General features: G+C 52.4%; 20 protein-coding genes. 9 read left to right on the top strand and 11 right to left on the bottom strand.

Annotated elements, in window-relative coordinates; translation table 11 throughout:
• Positions 1–28 precede the first annotated feature (28 nt).
• The 11 genes from ccmI to Q397_RS23700 all read right to left on the bottom strand — a co-directional run bounded on the left by ccmI (position 29) and on the right by Q397_RS23700 (position 9,569).
• Positions 29–1,204: a c-type cytochrome biogenesis protein CcmI gene (ccmI, locus tag Q397_RS0100575; protein ID WP_028877760.1), complete on the bottom strand. Its 1,176-nt coding sequence runs from the start codon at positions 1,202–1,204 to the stop codon at positions 29–31.
• Positions 1,201–1,683, bottom strand: a complete 483-nt coding sequence (locus tag Q397_RS0100570; protein WP_028877759.1) for a cytochrome c-type biogenesis protein — start codon at positions 1,681–1,683, stop codon at positions 1,201–1,203. The genes ccmI and Q397_RS0100570 overlap by 4 nt, the downstream gene beginning before the upstream one ends.
• A complete protein-coding gene (locus Q397_RS0100565) occupies positions 1,680–2,222 on the bottom strand; it encodes a DsbE family thiol:disulfide interchange protein (RefSeq protein WP_028877758.1) in 543 nt (180 codons plus the stop codon). The genes Q397_RS0100570 and Q397_RS0100565 overlap by 4 nt, the downstream gene beginning before the upstream one ends.
• Complete coding sequence (locus tag Q397_RS0100560) at positions 2,219–4,216, bottom strand: heme lyase CcmF/NrfE family subunit (protein ID WP_028877757.1); 1,998 nt, start codon at positions 4,214–4,216, stop codon at positions 2,219–2,221. The genes Q397_RS0100565 and Q397_RS0100560 overlap by 4 nt, the downstream gene beginning before the upstream one ends.
• A gap of 1 nt (position 4,217) precedes the next feature.
• The gene (gene ccmE / locus Q397_RS20355) at positions 4,218–4,721 is read right to left on the bottom strand and encodes a cytochrome c maturation protein CcmE (RefSeq protein WP_051609561.1); all 504 of its coding nucleotides are present in this window, start codon (positions 4,719–4,721) and stop codon (positions 4,218–4,220) included.
• The gene (gene ccmD, locus Q397_RS24580; protein ID WP_084148871.1) at positions 4,721–4,891 is read right to left on the bottom strand and encodes a heme exporter protein CcmD; all 171 of its coding nucleotides are present in this window, start codon (positions 4,889–4,891) and stop codon (positions 4,721–4,723) included. Before ccmD ends, ccmE begins: the two co-directional genes overlap by 1 nt.
• A 13-nt stretch (positions 4,892–4,904) precedes the next feature.
• Positions 4,905–5,624, bottom strand: a complete 720-nt coding sequence (locus Q397_RS0100545; protein WP_028877756.1) for a heme ABC transporter permease — start codon at positions 5,622–5,624, stop codon at positions 4,905–4,907.
• Positions 5,625–5,832: 208 nt separating this feature from the next.
• Complete coding sequence (gene phbB / locus Q397_RS0100540) at positions 5,833–6,555, bottom strand: acetoacetyl-CoA reductase (protein ID WP_028877755.1); 723 nt, start codon at positions 6,553–6,555, stop codon at positions 5,833–5,835.
• Positions 6,556–6,780: 225 nt separating this feature from the next.
• Entirely contained in the window at positions 6,781–7,956 is a 1,176-nt protein-coding gene (locus Q397_RS0100535; protein WP_028877754.1) for an acetyl-CoA C-acetyltransferase, read from the bottom strand.
• A gap of 139 nt (positions 7,957–8,095) precedes the next feature.
• The gene (locus tag Q397_RS0100530; RefSeq protein WP_240475002.1) at positions 8,096–9,238 is read right to left on the bottom strand and encodes an alpha/beta fold hydrolase; all 1,143 of its coding nucleotides are present in this window, start codon (positions 9,236–9,238) and stop codon (positions 8,096–8,098) included.
• Complete coding sequence (locus Q397_RS23700; protein ID WP_051609560.1) at positions 9,168–9,569, bottom strand: hypothetical protein; 402 nt, start codon at positions 9,567–9,569, stop codon at positions 9,168–9,170. The genes Q397_RS0100530 and Q397_RS23700 overlap by 71 nt, the downstream gene beginning before the upstream one ends.
• A gap of 189 nt (positions 9,570–9,758) precedes the next feature.
• Here Q397_RS23700 and phaR point away from each other — a divergent pair, with 189 nt between their 5' ends.
• The 9 genes from phaR (at position 9,759) to Q397_RS0100480 (ending at position 18,154) form a co-directional block, all read left to right on the top strand.
• Positions 9,759–10,367 (top strand): polyhydroxyalkanoate synthesis repressor PhaR, encoded by a 609-nt coding sequence (gene phaR / locus Q397_RS0100525; RefSeq protein WP_028877752.1) that lies wholly within the window; start codon positions 9,759–9,761, stop codon positions 10,365–10,367.
• A 132-nt stretch (positions 10,368–10,499) separates the two neighbouring features.
• Complete coding sequence (locus tag Q397_RS0100520; protein WP_156950597.1) at positions 10,500–11,066, top strand: hypothetical protein; 567 nt, start codon at positions 10,500–10,502, stop codon at positions 11,064–11,066.
• Positions 11,067–11,307: 241 nt separating this feature from the next.
• Positions 11,308–11,694 (top strand): helix-turn-helix domain-containing protein, encoded by a 387-nt coding sequence (locus Q397_RS0100515; RefSeq protein ID WP_028877750.1) that lies wholly within the window; start codon positions 11,308–11,310, stop codon positions 11,692–11,694.
• A 238-nt stretch (positions 11,695–11,932) separates the two neighbouring features.
• Positions 11,933–13,657, top strand: a complete 1,725-nt coding sequence (locus tag Q397_RS0100510; protein ID WP_028877749.1) for a 2-oxoacid:acceptor oxidoreductase subunit alpha — start codon at positions 11,933–11,935, stop codon at positions 13,655–13,657.
• Positions 13,657–14,493, top strand: a complete 837-nt coding sequence (locus tag Q397_RS0100505; RefSeq protein WP_028877748.1) for a 2-oxoacid:ferredoxin oxidoreductase subunit beta — start codon at positions 13,657–13,659, stop codon at positions 14,491–14,493. Before Q397_RS0100510 ends, Q397_RS0100505 begins: the two co-directional genes overlap by 1 nt.
• 289 nt (positions 14,494–14,782) lie before the next feature.
• Complete coding sequence (gene sdhC, locus Q397_RS0100495) at positions 14,783–15,166, top strand: succinate dehydrogenase, cytochrome b556 subunit (protein ID WP_028877747.1); 384 nt, start codon at positions 14,783–14,785, stop codon at positions 15,164–15,166.
• An 18-nt stretch (positions 15,167–15,184) separates the two neighbouring features.
• Positions 15,185–15,565 carry a succinate dehydrogenase, hydrophobic membrane anchor protein gene (gene sdhD, locus Q397_RS0100490; RefSeq protein WP_028877746.1) on the top strand — a complete coding sequence of 127 codons (381 nt, stop codon included), beginning with the start codon at positions 15,185–15,187 and terminating at the stop codon, positions 15,563–15,565.
• A gap of 6 nt (positions 15,566–15,571) precedes the next feature.
• Positions 15,572–17,362 carry a succinate dehydrogenase flavoprotein subunit gene (gene sdhA / locus Q397_RS0100485; protein ID WP_028877745.1) on the top strand — a complete coding sequence of 597 codons (1,791 nt, stop codon included), beginning with the start codon at positions 15,572–15,574 and terminating at the stop codon, positions 17,360–17,362.
• Positions 17,363–17,374: 12 nt separating this feature from the next.
• Positions 17,375–18,154 carry a succinate dehydrogenase iron-sulfur subunit gene (locus tag Q397_RS0100480; protein ID WP_028877744.1) on the top strand — a complete coding sequence of 260 codons (780 nt, stop codon included), beginning with the start codon at positions 17,375–17,377 and terminating at the stop codon, positions 18,152–18,154.
• Positions 18,155–18,272: the final 118 nt, after the last annotated feature.

Genomic DNA, 18,272 nt, shown 5'->3' with positions numbered 1-18,272 from the left:
CATACGGTTGGTATGAAAGGGTTTTCTTTTAGTTTTTGCTTTGCAGTTCCTGGACCTTGTTTCGGGCCTCGATGGCCTTGTCCTTTTCCCCAAGGACCTGATAGGCATTGGCAAGGCGTTTCCAGCCTTCAATGTCATCGGGTTCTTCCTCAAGGCGGTCTGCCAGACGCTGCACCATGCCACGGATCATTTCTGTGCGTTCTTCATTCGTCATTTGCTGGGCTTGTTGCATCTGTTCGCGGGTTGGGCCCGGTTGGGCCTGCTGTTCTTCTTCGCCTTCCCATTCCAATGCCAGTTGTTTGCGAATGTTTTTAGCAAGCGGGCTTGGTTCTATGGTTTGCGGGTCGATGCCACTGGCCTTACCGGCGGCGACCAACTGTTCTTTGACCTGTGCGAGCCAAGGTGCGCGCGGTGGCGCCATGGCGATCAGATCTGTCCAGTCCTGCATTGCGCCTTCATAATCTTCGACGCGGGCTTTGGCGTAGCCCAGATAGAAACGCGCTTTCATCTGCATGGGGTCGCTTTTCAGGGCTTCGACCAAGGCATCGAACGTCACTTGTTTAACGTTACCTTCATCCGCGTAGATTTTGGCTTCGGCAAAGTCAGCCAGAACAGCCGGATGACGATCAGAATGTTTAACAGCACCGGCAAACGCGTCCACGGCTTCGGTATTGCGACCAACCGCGCGCAGTGTGCGACCCAGCAGGAGCCACGCATCCACGTCTTTTTCGTCTTGTTCCAGACGTTTTTTAAGGGCGGCAATCTCTTTTTGCATGCCGTCTGTTGCGCCGCTGGCTTCGCGGTGTTCGCGTTCAATGTCACGCGAGGCATAAGGCACATCGCCGTAGCCCGGCATCCCCAGTTTGCCATATATCAAGACACTGCCGACAATAACCGTGATCCCCAGTACAAAGCTAAAGATCAGTGATTTCGTCCCGATTTTGCCGGTGAAAGACTGTTTCTTTTTGCGGTTGTCATCAGCAGCGAGCAAGCGTCGCTGGATTTCCAGACGGGCTGTCTCTGCTTCTTCTTTGCTGATCAGGTTGCGTTCCAGATCGCGATCGAGTTCTTTCAACTGATCTTTAAAGACGCTGAGGTCATAATCCGCACGATCCGTTTCTTCCCGGCTTTTGCGCCATAAGGGGGCGGCTAAAAGAAAAAGGGTCAGCGCGCTCAGTAGGGCGGCGGCAATCCAAAACGTCATGATTGATTTCCTTCTTCTTTCAACAAGGCTTCAAGGCGGGCTTTTTCTTGTGGGCTTAAGGGTTTCGCCCCGGCATTCTCCGGTTTTTCTTTCGCACGGCGGCGGTAGTAAAAAATGATCCCGATCAGGCCGATGACCACCATAACCGCTGGCCCGAACCACAGGATCAGGGTCTTGGCTTTGACCGGCGGTTTTAAGAGGACAAAATCACCGTAACGCGACACCAGATAGTCTTTAACTTCCTGATTACTGTCGCCCTGACTGATGCGATCACGTACAAGGACGCGCATTTTTTTGGCAATGCCGGAGTCCGAATCGTCGATGGACTGGTTTTGACAGACGACACAGCGCAAATCTTTGGAGACTTCCCGCGCGCGTTGTTCAAGGATGGGATCATCCAGCACTTCATCAGGTTCTACCGCAAGGGCAGGGGCGCTTAGGGCGACCAGAGCCGCTAAAACAATCATGAACTTTTTCATTGTTTGCGCAGCTCCTGAATCAGCGGCCAGAGCGTTTCGTTCCAAGAGCGTTGGGTAATAGGGCCCAAATGCTTGTAGCGAATGAGGCCTTCTTTATCGACCACAAAGGTTTCCGGTGCGCCGGTGATGCCCCAGTCGATAATGGTTTCGCCGGTCACATCCACCCCGATTTTGGTGTAAGGGTCGCCATGACGGGCGAGCCAACGCACAACGTCATTGGGGTTTTTCTCGTCCCAATCAACGCCATACAGCGGGATCACATTTTTTTCCGCCAGCTTCATGAAGAAGGGGTGTTCCTGCAAACAGGCGACACACCATGACCCGAAGAAGTTGACCAGCGAGACTTCGCCCTTCACATCTTCAGACGTTAAACCCTCTGTGCGGCCTTTAACGGGGATGAGTTTGAATTCCCCCATCGGCTGGTTGAGCAACACCTTGGTATCAAGTTTTGAGGGGTCTTTGGTCAGGCCGACGGCAAAGTAAATGACCAGCACGCCGAATAACACCAGAGGGATGAAAAAGAAAAGACGCGAACTCATGCTTTTGCTCCTTCTGCAGCGGTGTTATTTGCAGCGCGATTGGTCTTGGCCCGTTTCGGGGCACCCACGCGGTGACGGCGGTCGGTCAGGCTGACCAATCCCCCAAAGGCGAGCATCAGGCTACCGCCCCAGAGCCACGCGACAAGCGGGTTCCAATACAGACGGGTGACATAGCCATCGCCGGATTTATCCCCGATCACCGCATAAAGATCGCCCAAGAACATGGTGTAAATCCCGGCTTCGGTTGTCGGCATGCCGCCCGTGTCATAGGTGCGGTTTTCAGAATGAAGGGTGGTGATGAACTTACCGTCCTTTTCGACCGTGAAGGTGCCTTCAAGGGCGTTATAGTTTGGCCCGCGCACATCACGTACATGGTCAAAGGTGTAGGTAAAGCCCGCGACTTCCAGTTGGTCGCCAAAATTCATGACCTGAATTTGTTCAACCTTCCAGTTGCCCGCACCGGTCATGCCCGCAATGGTCACCGCCAGCCCCAAATGGGCAATGGTCATGCCCCATGTGGCGCGCGGTTGACGTTTTAGACGCTTGAGGCTTTCCCCAAAGGAGGTACGGCCCAGCTTGACGCGTTCAGCGATATCCCACAGCACACCGGTTGCAAGCCACGTCGCAAGCCCCATGCCAAGGTAGCCGCCCCAACCGTCCTCACCTTTGAGGATGTAGGTTAGAACAACCGCCGCCAGGGTCGCGCCGTAAACCAGATACAGGCGTGATAGGACTGCTTTTGCGTCGGTGCGCTTCCACGACATTAACGGACCCAAGGCCATTAAAATGACCAACGGCGTCATGATGGGAATGAACACACGGTTATAGAACGGCGCCCCCACAGAGACTTTGCCCGCATCAATCGCATCGATGAATAAGGGATAGAGCGTCCCGAGGAGAACAACACCGGTTGCAGTCGTTAGAATCCAGTTGTTGAACAGCAGGGAGCCTTCCCGTGAAATCGGCTTAAACAACCCGCCACCAGACAGGCTTGGCCCGCGCACCGCATAGAGGGCGAAGGAACCACCGATCGCGATACAGAGCAGGATCAGAATGAAAATCCCGCGTTCCGGGTCGGTTGCAAAGGCGTGCACGGAGGTCAGCACACCGGAGCGCACCAAGAAAGTCCCCATCAAGGACAAACCAAAGGTGATGATGGCGAGGAAGATGGTCCAGTTTTTCAAAGCCCCGCGTTTTTCCACAACAATGGCGGAGTGCAGGAGAGCTGTACCGGCAAGCCATGGCATGAAGGACGCGTTTTCAACCGGATCCCAGAACCACCAGCCGCCCCAGCCGAGCTCATAGTAGGCCCACCATGACCCAAGCGCGATCCCGATGGTCAGGAAGACCCAAGCCGCCAATGTCCATGGGCGCACCCAACGGGCCCAGCTTTCATCCACACGGCCTTCGATCAGGGCGGCGATGGCGAAACTATAGGCAATGGAGAAACCCACATAGCCGAGGTACAAAAACGGTGGATGGAAGGCAAGGCCCGGATCCTGCAACAGCGGGTTCAGGCTTTGACCGTTCATCGGCACGTTAATCAGACGCTCAAACGGGTTGGAGGTCAAAAGGATAAACAGCAAAAAGCCGACAGAGATCAGGGCCTGCACCGCCAATGTGCGGTTTTTCAACCCATCCGGCAGGTTTTTGCCAAAAACTTCGACAGCGCAGCCAAAGGTCGCCAAAATCAAGGCCCACAGCAGCATGGAGCCTTCATGGTTGCCCCAAACGCCGGAGACTTTATACAGCATCGGCTTGTCTGTGTGGGAGTTGTTCGCCACGTTGAGTACGGAGAAGTCAGACGTCACAAACGCGTGGGTCAGGGCGGCAAACGCGACACATAATAACAGGAATTGCGCGATGGAGGCAGGGCCGGCAATCCCCATCCAGCGGCGATTGTTGACGGCGGAGGCTCCGAGTGGAACGACCCCTTGTACAATCGCCACAAATAGGGACAGAATAAGCGCGAAATGGCCTATTTCTACAATCATATCAATACTCTTTCGCTGGTTTGGCGTCGTCGGGGACGTGACCGTTTTTCAACGCTTCGCTGATCGGTTCGCCTTCTTTCCATTTGCCGGATTTTTTCAGGGCTTCGGCAACTTCCGGCGGCATGTAGTTTTCGTCGTGTTTTGCCAGCACTTCATCGGCGAGCAGGGTCTTGCCCTGAAAATAGCCTTCAGTCACCACGCCCTGACCTTCACGAAACAGGTCAGGCAGAATGCCTTTGTATTGGACCTCAATGGTATTTGCCATGTCGGTTACGGAAAACAGGTTGGTGACGCCATCTGCGGCTTTGGTCACGGACCCTGATTCGACCAGCCCGCCAATGCGGATGCGTTGATCGGCGGGGATGACATCTTTTTCCATAATCTCGGTGGGGCTGAAGAAAAAGACAATATCATCTTCCAAAGCCGCGAGGACGATAGCCGCCACTGCACCTAGCGCGCAGAGACCGACCAGAACCATATAGAGACGACGTGTTTTTCTTTTCATCAGATTTTACTCTCTTTTTGGGAAAGCTGTTCCATCACCAACAGGTCTTTCTTGCTTTTGGATAGGGATTTCACGCTGGTTGCCAGCAGTGTAATCAGCAGCAGAGCGGTAATGCCGTAGCAGGGCCAGATGTAGGCGCCATGCCCACCCATTTCGAAAAATTCAGCCATCAATCAATCTCCCTTACCCATGAACCTGACGCAGACGCAACGCGCGCACTTTGGAGGCAATAATTTCGCTGCGCATGCGGATAAACAGCACCAGTACAAAGTAGCCCATAAAACACAACCACATCAGCCCCAGCGGCAAGAGCATATCCGGGTGAATGGCTGGACCGCCCGATTTCATCAGGCTGGCGGGCTGGTGCAGGGTGTTCCACCAGTCTACGGAAAACTTGATAATCGGTACGTTGATAACACCGACAATACATAAAATGCCCGCAGATTTTGTGCCGCGGCTGGGGTCGTCAAAGGCGTTGAGCAGCGCCATATGCCCCATATATAAAAACAGCAGCAAAAGCTCGGAGGTCAGGCGCGCATCCCAGACCCACCATGTACCCCACATGGGCTTGCCCCATAGGGAGCCTGTGATAAGCGCAAGGAACGTAAAGGCCGCGCCGATGGGGGACATGCATTTTGCGGCCAAGTCGGACAGCGGATGTTTCCAGATCAGTCCCATGGCCGAGGCAATCGCCATGGAGACATAAATCGCAATCGACATGGTCGCGGCGGGGACATGAATATACATAATGCGCACGGTTTCACCTTGTTGATAGTCAACCGGTGAGTCAAACAGCGCGAAATAAAGACCTGCCGCTGTGGCAAGGACAGTGATCACCGCAACCCACGGCAGAAGCAGCGCACTCAGCCACATAAACCGTTTGGGGTTTGCAAATGCATTGATGTTAAAAGCCATAGTTCCTTGAGCCCCATACCCACATAATTCGCATTGAACGCTTTATGCGATCTAAGTTAGGCACCATTAAGGCAAAGTTGGTTAGATTGTCGTCACAATTGAGGCTTACTCCCCGCAAAAGATCGGACTCTCAGAACGAAAAAGCCCCCGCCGAAATTGGCGAGGGCTTTTGCCAGTTTTGCGCTGGGCACAAAACTTAGTACATGTGCTGACCACCGTTGATGGACAGGGTTGCACCTGTGATGAAGTCGCCATCGTCTGCCACAAGGAACAGAACACCACGGGCGATATCGTCCGCGCGACCCAGTCGACCCATCGGGATTTTGGCAATGATTTTTTCCAGAACGGCTGGCGGGACAGCGCGGACCATGTCCGTGTCCACATAGCCCGGTGCAATGGCGTTGACCGTGATACCTTTGCCCGCGCCTTCCTGTGCCAAGGCTTTTGTAAAGCCGTGGATACCGGATTTTGCGGCGGCATAGTTGACTTGACCATACTGGCCGGCCTGACCGTTGATGGACCCGATGTTGACTATCCGGCCAAAGCTGTTGGCGCGCATGTCGTCAATCACACCACGGCACAGATTGAAGCAGGAGCTGAGGTTGGTTGCGATAACCGCTTCCCAGTTTTCCGCGCTCATGCGGTGCAAGGTGCCATCGCGGGTGATCCCGGCGTTGTTGACCAGCACTTCGACTGCGCCCAGATCTTCTTTGATTTTTGCCAGCATGGCTTGACAGGCATCATAGTCACTGACGTCACATTTATATGCGGCAATACCTGTTTCTTCCGTGAATTTTTTTGCAGCTTCGTCATTGCCGCCATAGTTGGCTGCAACGGTGTAACCCGCTTCTTTCAGACGTTCCGAAATTGCACGTCCAATGCCGCGCGTTCCCCCAGTCACTAATGCTACACGACCCATTTTAATCTTCCCTTTTTTGTGTTTGCAATTTTTGCTGTGTTTTTCTTCAGATGTAAGATGCCGTATTGTGGCGAAAGCTTTGTAAAGAATCTACCTTTAATTTTGAAATAAAAGAACTAGATTTCCCCTAGAAATCAGCATCTTTGGCGAAAACCGTAAACAATCCGGTTTTCAAAGACTTAGGGCCTTTTACATCTTGAAAGTGTAAAAGGCCCCGTCAAAAAATTAGGCGCGTTCTACGCACAGGGCAACGCCCTGACCGCCGCCGATACATAATGTCGCAACGCCTTTTTTAGAATCGCGTCGTTTCATTTCGTGCAGCAACGTGACTAGAACACGGTTGCCGGAGGCCCCGATCGGGTGACCGATGGCAATCGCGCCGCCGTTCACGTTGACTTTGTCTGTATCCCAGCCCAGTTCCTTGTTGACGGAAATGGCTTGTGCAGCAAAGGCTTCGTTGGCTTCAACCAGATCGATGTCATCGATGGACCAACCGGCTTTGTCCAAAGCCTTTTTCACAGCCGGAACCGGACCTGTCCCCATGATTTTCGGATCAACACCATGTGTTGCCCAGGCACGGATGGTTGCCAGCGGCGTCAGGCCGCGTTTGTCCGCTTCTTCCTTAGACATCAGAACCACAACAGACGCACCGTCGTTAATGCCGGACGCGTTGCCTGCTGTCACGCTGCCATCTTTTGAAAAGGCTGGGCGCAGCTTGCCAAGTACTTCCGGTGTCACGCCGTCTTTGATGAATTCGTCCGTATCAAAAACAACTTCACCTTTGCGGTGTTTAATGGTGACCGGTGCGATCTCTTCTTTAAACTTACCGTCGTTGCGTGCAGCTTCGGCTTTGTTTTGAGAAGCGGCTGCAAAGGCGTCTTGTTCTTCGCGGCTGATGTTGTATTTGTCCGCGATGTTTTGGGCTGTAGTGCCCATGTGGTAATCGTTGAATGCACACCACAGGCCGTCTTTAATCATGGTATCTTCCATTGTGGACGGGCCCATTTTTGTACCGTTGCGCAGGTGCATGACGTGCGGAGACAAGGACATGTTTTCTTGACCACCGGCAACGACAACATCTGCATCACCCAACAGGATGGATTGCATGCCCATGGCAACAGCGCGCAGGCCGGAACCACAAACCTGGTTGATGGTCATTGCAGTAGAGTCTTCTGGGCAGCCCGCAGCGATGGCCGCTTGGCGTGCCGGGTTTTGACCAGATCCACCTGTCAGAACTTGGCCCATGAAAACTTCCTGTACGTCTGCAGCATCAACACCCGCGCGCTCCAATGCAGCTTTAATCACAGTGGCACCCAGTTCGTGTGCAGGGACAGAAGCAAGGCTTCCGCTAAAGTTACCGACAGCTGTACGGGCAGCACCGACGATGACGACTTCAGTCATAATTATTGTCTCCTAGAAATAAATGTTTCCCCATGAGGGATGGGCGTTGATGCCCTCGCTCATAGGCTAATAAGGTATAGGACACCGCCCCGTGGTCAAGCAATGATTGTGCGCGTGCGTAATAGGATTTTAAAATAATCTAAAAATTTTGAGAGATCAGCCACTTGGAAAGCGGGTCGTATAAACATTTTTTAGCACTCTTGCCCGTGACCATCCCGATATGTCCGGCCTTGACGTGTTTTATCTCGGCATTCGCAAGCGCACAACCGAGGGCGCGGGCGGAGTCACGGGGGACGATTCGATCCTTTTCCGGGATGAAAAGGACAGTGGGGCAGGTGATGTCACGCGGATCAATCACGTGGCCGTCCATGTCCCAGCCTAAGTGATGCGGCTTGTTGTGGATATACCAATCAAACAGACATTCTTTGGCGACAGGGGCGCTTAAGGGGACGCCATCGTTGAGCCAATCTTCCATGGCGACGAACTGTTGTGCCTCGGCACTTGCCGGATCAAGGCGGGAAAAATCTTCGAATTTTGACAGGATGCTGTACGGATCAATGGCGGCAAACAGGCTTTGCAAGACATCGACGGGCAATTCATTAAAGCTATCGATGGTTTGTTGGAGCGGGGCTTGGCTGGCTTGAATGAAACGATGATAGCCAGCTTCGCCTGCATGAAAGTCCCAGGGGGTTGCGAGTAAGGCAAGGCCGTTGATCTTGTCTGGTTCCAGCGCAGCAAGCCCGGTTGCCAAGACCCCGCCCATGCAATACCCGATGAGGCAAACGGGTCGGCTTGTCTCTTTTATGAGATGATCAACACATCGGTTGAGGCGACCATGAATATAGTCTTCCAGTCCCATGGTGCGCTCAGAGGGGCCGACATCGCCCCAATCCATCAAATAGCTGCGCACACCCTTTTGGGACAGGGTGCGCATCAAGCTGCGTTTTTCGGTTAAGTCGAGAATATAGGACTTATTTACAAGGGAAGGGATAGCCAGGACGACAGGGCCATCTTTGGGGCCGCCATAGTCAAGCAAGCGACTTCCGCCTTCCTGCCAAACAGTCGGGGCAGGGGGGAGGGCGCGCTGGTAGGGGTGCTGATGATAGGCTTGCACCCCTCTAATAAAGTCGAGGCCACGGACATAGGCCTCCGCATCAAGGGCCGCGTTGATTTGGCTGTCGGAATAGGCAGCCAAAGCGTCTTGAAGGGCGTCAGCTTTTGGCTTTAAGTTCGGATTCCAGGGAAAGGACCCGTTCTTCAAGTGCGGCAATGCGCTTTTCAAGCTCAGCCACGTGTTTGTTATGGTGGCCAGATGCATCGGCAGGGGACGGGGGCCAAAACGGGTTGGCGTTTTGCTTTCCTTGCGCATCTTCAATTTGTGCTTTCCAAGTGTCTGCCCATGTGGTCATCCAGTTTTGAATTTTTTCGGGACTGTCGAAGCCCTTCAGCGCTTCGCCCATCTGTTCGTTTAAGGTCTGGGAGGTTTTGAGCGCGTCCTGCATCATGCGTTCATTGGATTGAGACATGATTTGCTTTTGCCATAATTGCATATATTGCGCCGCCAAATCATGCAGGTCGGTTTTGTCTTTGGACATGGTCGTGTTTTCCGTCATGCAGCATTTCGTCATAAAAAGAATACCATACGCGATCTCTTCAGGTAAACAATAGCAAGCGTTTGAAAATTATTTTACACTTGATGCAATGCAACACTTTTGTGCGCAGCAAATTCGCGTTATTGTAGGTGTTGGGGAGGCCCTTAGGGAGAGGGCTTTAGACTGAATCAAGGATAAAGTAGAGTTACTATGGCTGCACAAAATGAAGATAAAGACGCTCCGATCACGATCAAAAAATATGCGAACCGTCGTCTGTATAATACGGCGACCAGTAGCTATGTGACGCTGGATCATTTGGCGCAGATGGTGAAAGAGGGCACGCAGTTTGCCGTGTTTGACGCAAAAAGCGGTGACGAGATTACACGTTCTGTCCTGACGCAAATCATTGTGGAAGAAGAAGCTAAGGGGCAAAATCTCTTACCGGTCAGTTTCCTGCGTCACCTGATCAGCTTTTACGGGGACAGCCTGCAAGGTCTGGTGCCGAGCTATCTGGAACAATCCATGCAGTCTTTTGCGACCAATCAGGAAAAGATGCGCGATTACATGCAGGAAACCATGGGCGGCTTAAACCCGTTTGGCAGCTTTGAAGAAATGAACAAGCAGAACATGGCGATGTTTGAAAATGCCATGCGTATGTTTGCGCCAACCTTTTATCGTGATGGTGACGACCAAAGCGCCCAAGAAGCTAAAAAAGAAGCGACGGTGAAAGAACAGACCAAGGCTGTTGATGACCTTGAAGCGATGAAAGCACAACTGGAAGCGATGCAAAAGCAGCTTTCCAAGATGTCTGACAAATAAAGACAGTCTGAACTTTTAAAGAATTTACGCAGGGGCGGTCCTTTTGGGGCGGCCCCTGTTTTTTTAATAAGCTGACAGGCTACACGGTTTGATTTATACTCATCGCGTTTTAGTCGTGATTGAGTGATTCTCGTGGCCCTTCCCATTGAAACCAGAGCTTATGGACCGTTAGTAGTTCCAAAGTCTCCTCCCGTTCGCGCGCAGACGCGTCCTCTGCCGGAAGGGGACGGGGAAGCGGTGCAACGTGCAGCGCAGGCTTTTGTGCAGACGTTGCCGGGCGATGTGCGCGAGCGTCAGGCACAGATCAATCGTGATGCGCCGAAGAAAAACGGTTTTACCGATGCACAGCGCACAGAAGAAGAACGCACCTCCTCAGCGGCGGTTGAGGGCGATGGGTTCCGGCCCGCCTCTGCATCAGAAGCTCAGGAAAATGCGTTTTCTTCCAGCACGGGGTTCGCGCGCTTTACGCCAGTTGCGAATCTGGTGCAGGCACAGTTGTTGCAGCAAGAAAGCGAAGCGGAGTCGCAGGCCGCCCCGTCGAATGCGATATACGAAGCCTCTCATAAAGCTTATTTGTCTGCAGGTGCACAACCAGGTGGACGTTCAGAGGCGCTGAAGGCGGCTTTGCTGCGTGAAGAGCAGGCCAATAGGACGTTTGTGATCCCACCCGTTCAGACAAGTGTCAATTTTGTAGCCTAATCCGGCTACCTCTTGAAATATTTTGAAATATTGTAGCGCTAATACTTTCGGACTATCTGAACGTATAGGTATAAATACAGGGTTTTCTTACGGTTTCTATCTTTTTAAGGGTGAAATATTTGAAATATTTGAAATATTTTGAAATATAAGCTTGCTTAAATATTTCCGAGCTAGTAATCATTGATAGATAGGTTTTTAGTGTAGAAAAAGCTCAGGTTGGACCTGGGGGAAGGTAAGTAAAATGTCAACTGAACCAAAAGTTGCAAATCGAGCTACGGATACAGATCGCCATGTGGGAGCCCGTATTCGTGAACGTCGTATTATGCTGGGTTTAAGCCAGCAGCAGATGGCTGATATGATCGGTGTTACTTATCAGCAAGCACATAAATACGAGCGCGGCATCAACCGCATTTCTGCAGGTCGTCTGTATGAAATCGCACAAGTCCTGAAAGTTGCCGTTGGTTACTTTTATGAAGGGCTTGATGAAGATGATGATACCGAGATTGAGCTGACCGAACGTCAGCGCATGTGCCTTGAATTGGCGCGTAACTTCTCGCATATCGACAACGACCGCCATCAGGATGCTCTGAGCCAACTGGCGCGCGCTTTGGCTGCCGAAGCAAATTAATTTCTCATACGCCACGCCGTGAGGCGTTGGGCTGTGAACAAGATCGAGAAACCGGACAGTGTAGGCTGTCCGGTTTCTTTTATGGTCTATATCCTATCTATCTGATATAAATATCTCGTTTTAAATAAAGCATTTTTCAAGAACGAGCAGGTGAATTGATAAATGTCATGGGCCTGTGTCGCGGTTTCTGAAAGAGTGCTGGATGAGTTTTTGATTGGGTAAAAAAGCGAGAAGACAGATGACCTCACAGACAGTTTCTATCGCGATCACCGGTGCCGGTGGCGCAGGTGTAATGACTGCAGGCCAGATGTTGCTGGATGCGGCTGCCAAGGCGGGCTTGTATGGGTTGATGACACGCTCCAGCGGGCCGCAGATTCGCGGCGGGGAAGCGGCGGCTTATATCCGTTTGTCCAGCCAGCCGATTGATTGCCCCAACGACACTTTTGATGTGCTGTTCTGCTTTGACTGGATGAATGTGGATCGCTTTGCTGCAGAGCTGCCCTTGCGCCCTGATAGTGTCATTATTGGCGATCAGGATGCGCTTAACCCACCAGAGATGATTACCCGATCCGTTGCCCGACAGGTGCTCGTGCCGTTGGGGGAAACTGCAAAAAATATTGAAGGCGGGCGCCCTAACATGATCGGGCTCGGGATATTGGGGGAGTTGGCAGGCATCCCGCTTGAGGCCTTGCAAGCGATCCTTGAAAAAGTCCTGCATCGCAAAGGGGAGGTCGCGCTGAATGCCAGTCTTGAAGGTCTGCGCCAAGGCATGCAATTGGCCGATGATTTGGAAGCCGAGATCGGCCTGAACCTCCACCTTGAACGCCTTGCCCAAGACAAAACGCGCTGGTCCCTGACGGGGAATGAAGCGGCCGGTATGGGCGCGCTGCGTGCAGGCGTGCGGTTTTGTGCGGCCTATCCCATTACACCAGCGACGGAAATTCTGGAGTGGCTCGCCCCGAATATCGAAAAGGTCGGCGGGACTCTGGTGCAGGCAGAAGACGAGCTGGCCTCTATTAATATGGTGATCGGCGGTTCTTTCGGCGGTGTGCCCTCCCTAACGGCCACATCTGGTCCCGGTTTGGCTTTGATGACGGAAGCGCTGGGCTTGGCGGTTTCTGCCGAAATTCCGTTGGTGGTGATTGATGTGATGCGCGGGGGGCCGAGTACGGGCATCCCGACGAAATCCGAACAAAGTGATCTGAATATTGCGCTTCATGGTTTGCATGGGGATGCGCCGCACCTTGTCACGGCCCCGACCTCGATTGCTGACTGTCTCTTTACCGTACAATGGTCTGTTCATCTGGCAGAAAAGCTGCAAACGCCTGCGATTGTTCTGTCCGATCAGTCTTTGGGGCAATCGCGCAATATTATTGATAAGCCAGCGGACCTCGCTTTTATTGCAGAACGCGACGTGGTGGGTGATGGGGTCGTTGAATACAAGCGCTATGCCCTGACCGACAGCGGCGTGTCCCCGATGGCGATCCCCGGCACACACGGGGGGGAATATGTGGCGGATGGTTTGGAAACGGCGGAAAACGCGCGACCCAGCTCGGCGGCGGAAGATCACTATGCGCAATTGGACAAGCGTCAGCGTAAGCTGTTGAAGTTTGAGTACGGACAGCATTGGGCACTGATCGAAGGTGAAGGCGACATCGCGGTTGTGACTTTCGGATCAGTGACAGCGCCTGTGCGCGAGGCCATTCAACGATTGGCGGCAGACGGACAGTCGGTCAAGCTGGTTGCCTTGCGGTTGCTGGCGCCCGCCTTACCCGATGCGTTTGAGGCGGCACTTGCCGGTGTAGAGAAAGTGCTGGTGGTGGAGCAGACCCATTCCAAACAGTTCTACCGTTATCTACGCAGCGAGTATGATTTGCCGAAACAGACCGATGTGCTGGCGAAGCCGGGGCCGCTGCCCTATCGCCCCGCTGAAATTGTCGCAAAACTGAAGGAGATGATCTGATGGAAAGCGTTGTGCAGGAAAAACGACTGACCTTTAAAGATTATAAGTCCGACTATAAACCTGTCTGGTGTCCGGGCTGTGGTGACTTTTCGGTTTTGGCAGCGATCACAAAGGCGTTGGCTGAATTGCAGGTGCCGCGGGAACAGGCTGCGGTGATTTCCGGTATTGGCTGTTCCAGTCGCATACCGGCTTACACGAGTGTGTATGGCTTTCACGGTATTCATGGGCGTGCGCTGGCCAGTGCCACCGGCCTGAAGGTGGCGCGGCCGGATCTGACGGTCGTGGCAACGGGCGGGGATGGCGATGGCTTTTCCATTGGCGGCAACCATTTTTTGCATGCGTGCCGTCGCAATGTGGATATCACTTATGTGGTGATGGATAACGAAGTGTACGGCATGACCAAGGGTCAGGCCTCCCCCACCACGCCGCCGGATTGGGAAGGGTCGAAACTGACCCCGCACGGCACAGGGGTGTCGCCGTTTAATCCGTTGTCGGTGGCGCTCTCTGCGGGGGCAAGTTTTGTTGCCCGCGGATTTGCGGGGGATCCCAATGGCGCGGCCAAGCTGATTACACAAGCCATGCAGCATAAAGGGTTCTCGTTTGTACAAATCCTCAGTCCGTGTGTGACATTCCGCCCGGAACAGACCGAATGGAAAAAGATTGTTCGCAAAGGGGAGATTGAGGAAACCGGCAATCTTTCTCAGGCCGCTGCTTTCTTGGCGCGCGATGACGGATTTAGTACGGGTGTTCTCTATGAGGTGCAGCGTCCGGTGTTTCAACCGACCTTGCAAGAAAAGCATACATTGCAAGAGATTGAAGAAAGTTTTGAACTCTAGAAGCGGTTTTTGCGACAGATATAATCGTCGTTTTCAGCTTTAGGATGAAATGGTGATCCATTCCGGCGAATCGGATGTATAAAAAAGTATCGCGCTACCGGTTTGTTGGAATACCCATCATTAATCTACGGGGAAATACCTGAATCGGTCATACCACTCAGGGCAAAAACCTTGGAAAACAGGCTTTTTTTGACCATTTTGGGTCTGATGAATTGACTTCGCTTCTTCAGGAGAGTAAACCCTTGATACATTTTTTATCCCTCTTTTTTCATGGTAAAGGAACCAGTCCATGACGACGGGAAATCGACCCCTTTCGCCTCATATGAAGATTTATAAGTTTCCGTTGAACGGTCTTATGTCTGGCTCACACCGTGTGACAGGCATTTTGCTGTCTATCGGTACACTGTTATTCGCTTATTGGCTGATCGCTGCCGCTTATGGCGCGGAAAGCTATGAAACCGCACAGGCCTTTTTCGGCTCCTGGTTGGGTCAACTGATGTTGATCGGCTGGACGTTCTGTCTGTATTACCACCTGGTCAATGGCATTCGTCACTTGATCTGGGATATGGGCAAATGCCTTGAGAAAGAAGACCTGATCAAGACCGGCCGCATCGGGATGGCAGTGACTGCTGTTCTGACTGTCGCGACCTGGATCATCGGTTATTCTGTTTAATCCATAGGAGTACACCTTATGAAAATGCAAAGTCATTTGGGACGCGCACGTAATCTTGGTGCTTCCCGCAGCGGTGTGGGTCCTTGGTGGATTCAACGCCTCACTTCTATTGCACTGGTTCCGCTGTCACTGTGGTTCATCTTTAGTGTGATCGGTCTTTTGGGCGCAGACTATGCGGCTTATCAGGCATGGGCTGGCAATGTGGTCAATGCCACGTTGATGAGTCTGTTTATCGTCATCACTTTCCATCACGCTCAACAAGGCGTTTGTGAAGTGATTCACGATTACGTTCACAACAAGACGACGCTTTATACAAGCATGATCCTTGTGAAATTTCTGGCAACAGTTTTGGCGATCGCTTGTTTGATCTCCATCTTAAAAGTCGCGTTTGGAGGCTAATCAATTATGGCTCAAGCCTACGAAATTATCGAACACGAATATGATGTGGTCGTTCTGGGTGCCGGTGGCGCAGGTTTGCGTGCGACGCTTGGCATGGCAGCAACAGGTCTGAAAACAGCCTGTGTGACCAAAGTATTCCCGACTCGTTCGCATACTGTTGCGGCACAAGGTGGCGTTGGCGCTGCCTTGGGCAACATGGCGGAAGACAAATGGCAATGGCACATGTACGACACCGTAAAAGGGTCTGACTGGCTGGGTGACCAAGACGCGATCGAATATATGTGTCGTAACGCGATCCCTGCGGTTCAGGAACTGGAACATTTCGGTGTGCCGTTCTCCCGTACGGAAGAAGGTAAAATCTACCAGCGTCCGTTTGGTGGTCACATGTCCAACTATGGTGAAGCACCGGTACAACGTGCGTGTGCGGCGGCTGACCGTACGGGGCATGCGATCTTGCACACACTTTATTCCCAGTGTCTGAAACATGATGCCACATTCTTTGTAGAATATATCGGTATCGACCTGTTGATGGACGACGACGGCGTTTGTCGTGGTCTGGTTGCTTGGGATCTGGACACAGGTAAAATCCACCGTTTCCGCGCCCACAGAGTTGTGTTGGCGTCTGGTGGCTATGGTCGTGCTTGGTTCTCTTGTACATCTGCACATACGTGTACAGGCGATGGCAACGGTATGGCGGCACGTGCCGGTATTCCGTTGCAGGATCACGAATTCGTTCAGTTCCACCCGACCGGCATCTACGGCTCTGGCTGTCTGATCACGGAAGGTGCGCGCGGTGAAGGTGGGTATCTCACCAACTCCGAAGGCGAGCGTTTCATGCCGAACTACGCACCGACTGCGAAAGACCTTGCCTCACGTGACGTTGTGTCACGGTCCATGGCGATGGAAATTCGTGAAGGTCGCGGTGTGGGTAAAGATGCAGACCATATCTATCTGCACCTGGAACACCTGCCGAAGGAAGAATTGCTCAAGCGTCTGCCGGGTATCACTGAAACAGCGAAAATCTTTGCTGGCGTTGATGCGTCTAAAGAGCCGATCCCGGTTCTGCCGACAGTTCACTATAACATGGGCGGTATTCCGACCAACTATCATGGCGAAGTGATCCGACCGACCAAAGACGACCCGGATGCGGTTTGTGAAGGTCTGATGGCGATTGGCGAATGTGCGTCTGCGTCCGTACACGGTGCGAACCGTCTGGGCACAAACTCTCTGCTGGATATCGTGGTCTTCGGTCGTGCAGCGGCGCTGCGTTGTGCTGAAACCATGAAAGCGGGTGAGCCGCACAAAGCGTTGTCACAAGATTACACTGATAAAATTCTGGATCGCTTTGATCGTCTGCGTAATGCAAATGGCGAGCATAAGACGGCTGACGTTCGTCTGGAACTGCAAAAAACCATGCAAACGCATGCGGCGGTCTTCCGGGAAGCAGCCAGCCTGAAAGAAGGTATGGACAAGGTCTTTGAAACGGCGAAGAAGCTGGATAGCCTCAACGTTTCTGACCGTTCCCTGATCTGGAACTCCGACCTCGTTGAAACACTTGAGCTGGAAAACCTGATGGCCTGCGCGAAAGCCACTATCGTTTCTGCTGAAGCACGTAAAGAGTCTCGTGGCGCGCACGCTCACGAAGATTTCCCGAACCGTGACGACGAAGTTTGGATGAAGCATTCATTGGCTTACGTTAAAGACGATGGTTCTGTTGAGTTGGATTATCGTCCGGTTCACACATGGACCTTGACTGACGAAGTTGAGTACATCGTTCCTAAAGAACGTGTTTACTAAGGAGAAGAGCTCATGGTTGAATTTAATCTTCCCGCCGGCTCCGATCCGGTTGTCGGCAAAACATTCAAAGCGCCAAGCGGTGCGAAGAATGTAAAAGTCTTCAAAATCTATCGTTACGATCCGGATAGCGGCAACAACCCGCAGATCGATACCTTCGAGATTGATTTGGATGAGTGTGGTCCGATGATTCTGGATGCGCTGATCAAGATCAAAAACGAAATTGATGCGACGCTGACATTCCGTCGTTCTTGCCGTGAAGGGATCTGCGGGTCCTGTGCGATGAACATCGACGGGACAAACACACTGGCGTGTTTGAAGCCGATCGCTGATGTTAAGGGTGAAGTTCACATCTATCCGCTGCCGCACATGCCGGTAATCAAGGATCTGGTGCCTGACCTGAACCTGCCTTACGCACAGCTTCGTTCTGTTGAGCCTTGGATGCAAGCCGATACACCGGCGCCTGCAAACCAGGAACGTCTGCAGTCCATCGAAGAGCGTGAGCAGCTTGACGGTCTGTGGGAATGTATCTTGTGCTTCTCTTGCCAGACATCCTGCCCAAGCTATTGGTGGAACTCTGACAAATACCTCGGCCCGGCTGTTTTGTTGCAGGCCTATCGTTGGATTGCTGACTCTCGTGATGAAGCAACTGGCAAACGTTTGGATTATCTGGACGATCCGTTCAAAGTCTATCGTTGTCACACGATCATGAACTGCACAAACACATGCCCGAAAGGTCTGAACCCAGGTAAAGCAATTGCAGAAATTAAGAAGCTGCAACTGCAACGCCAATAGATCAGACAGGTCTTGTTTTAAAAAAGGTCGGCGCTTCGGTGCCGGCCTTTTTTGTTTTTATACATATAAAGTATGAGAAAACGATCCGTGAGTCTTGTATGTAACTTCCAATCCATTC

The sequence above is a fragment of the Terasakiella pusilla DSM 6293 genome (assembly GCF_000688235.1).
Classification (GTDB): domain Bacteria; phylum Pseudomonadota; class Alphaproteobacteria; order Rhodospirillales; family Terasakiellaceae; genus Terasakiella; species Terasakiella pusilla.
Note: the sequence above shows the minus strand (reverse complement) of the source record. Positions and strands in the feature narration are given on the sequence as shown.

Bases quoted from the DNA above. Each gene is read 5' to 3' on its own strand.
- ccmI (WP_028877760.1), bottom strand. From the start codon at position 1,204: ATGACGTTTTGGATTGCCGCCGCCCTACTGAGCGCGCTGACCCTTTTT.
- Q397_RS0100570 (WP_028877759.1), bottom strand. From the start codon at position 1,683: ATGAAAAAGTTCATGATTGTTTTAGCGGCTCTGGTCGCCCTAAGCGCC.
- Q397_RS0100565 (WP_028877758.1), bottom strand. From the start codon at position 2,222: ATGAGTTCGCGTCTTTTCTTTTTCATCCCTCTGGTGTTATTCGGCGTG.
- Q397_RS0100560 (WP_028877757.1), bottom strand. From the start codon at position 4,216: ATGATTGTAGAAATAGGCCATTTCGCGCTTATTCTGTCCCTATTTGTG.
- ccmE (WP_051609561.1), bottom strand. From the start codon at position 4,721: ATGAAAAGAAAAACACGTCGTCTCTATATGGTTCTGGTCGGTCTCTGC.
- ccmD (WP_084148871.1), bottom strand. From the start codon at position 4,891: ATGGCTGAATTTTTCGAAATGGGTGGGCATGGCGCCTACATCTGGCCC.
- phbB (WP_028877755.1), bottom strand. From the start codon at position 6,555: ATGGGTCGTGTAGCATTAGTGACTGGGGGAACGCGCGGCATTGGACGT.
- Q397_RS0100535 (WP_028877754.1), bottom strand. From the start codon at position 7,956: ATGACTGAAGTCGTCATCGTCGGTGCTGCCCGTACAGCTGTCGGTAAC.
- Q397_RS23700 (WP_051609560.1), bottom strand. From the start codon at position 9,569: ATGACGGAAAACACGACCATGTCCAAAGACAAAACCGACCTGCATGAT.
- phaR (WP_028877752.1), top strand. From the start codon at position 9,759: ATGGCTGCACAAAATGAAGATAAAGACGCTCCGATCACGATCAAAAAA.
- Q397_RS0100515 (WP_028877750.1), top strand. From the start codon at position 11,308: ATGTCAACTGAACCAAAAGTTGCAAATCGAGCTACGGATACAGATCGC.
- Q397_RS0100510 (WP_028877749.1), top strand. From the start codon at position 11,933: ATGACCTCACAGACAGTTTCTATCGCGATCACCGGTGCCGGTGGCGCA.
- Q397_RS0100505 (WP_028877748.1), top strand. From the start codon at position 13,657: ATGGAAAGCGTTGTGCAGGAAAAACGACTGACCTTTAAAGATTATAAG.
- sdhC (WP_028877747.1), top strand. From the start codon at position 14,783: ATGACGACGGGAAATCGACCCCTTTCGCCTCATATGAAGATTTATAAG.
- sdhD (WP_028877746.1), top strand. From the start codon at position 15,185: ATGAAAATGCAAAGTCATTTGGGACGCGCACGTAATCTTGGTGCTTCC.
- sdhA (WP_028877745.1), top strand. From the start codon at position 15,572: ATGGCTCAAGCCTACGAAATTATCGAACACGAATATGATGTGGTCGTT.
- Q397_RS0100480 (WP_028877744.1), top strand. From the start codon at position 17,375: ATGGTTGAATTTAATCTTCCCGCCGGCTCCGATCCGGTTGTCGGCAAA.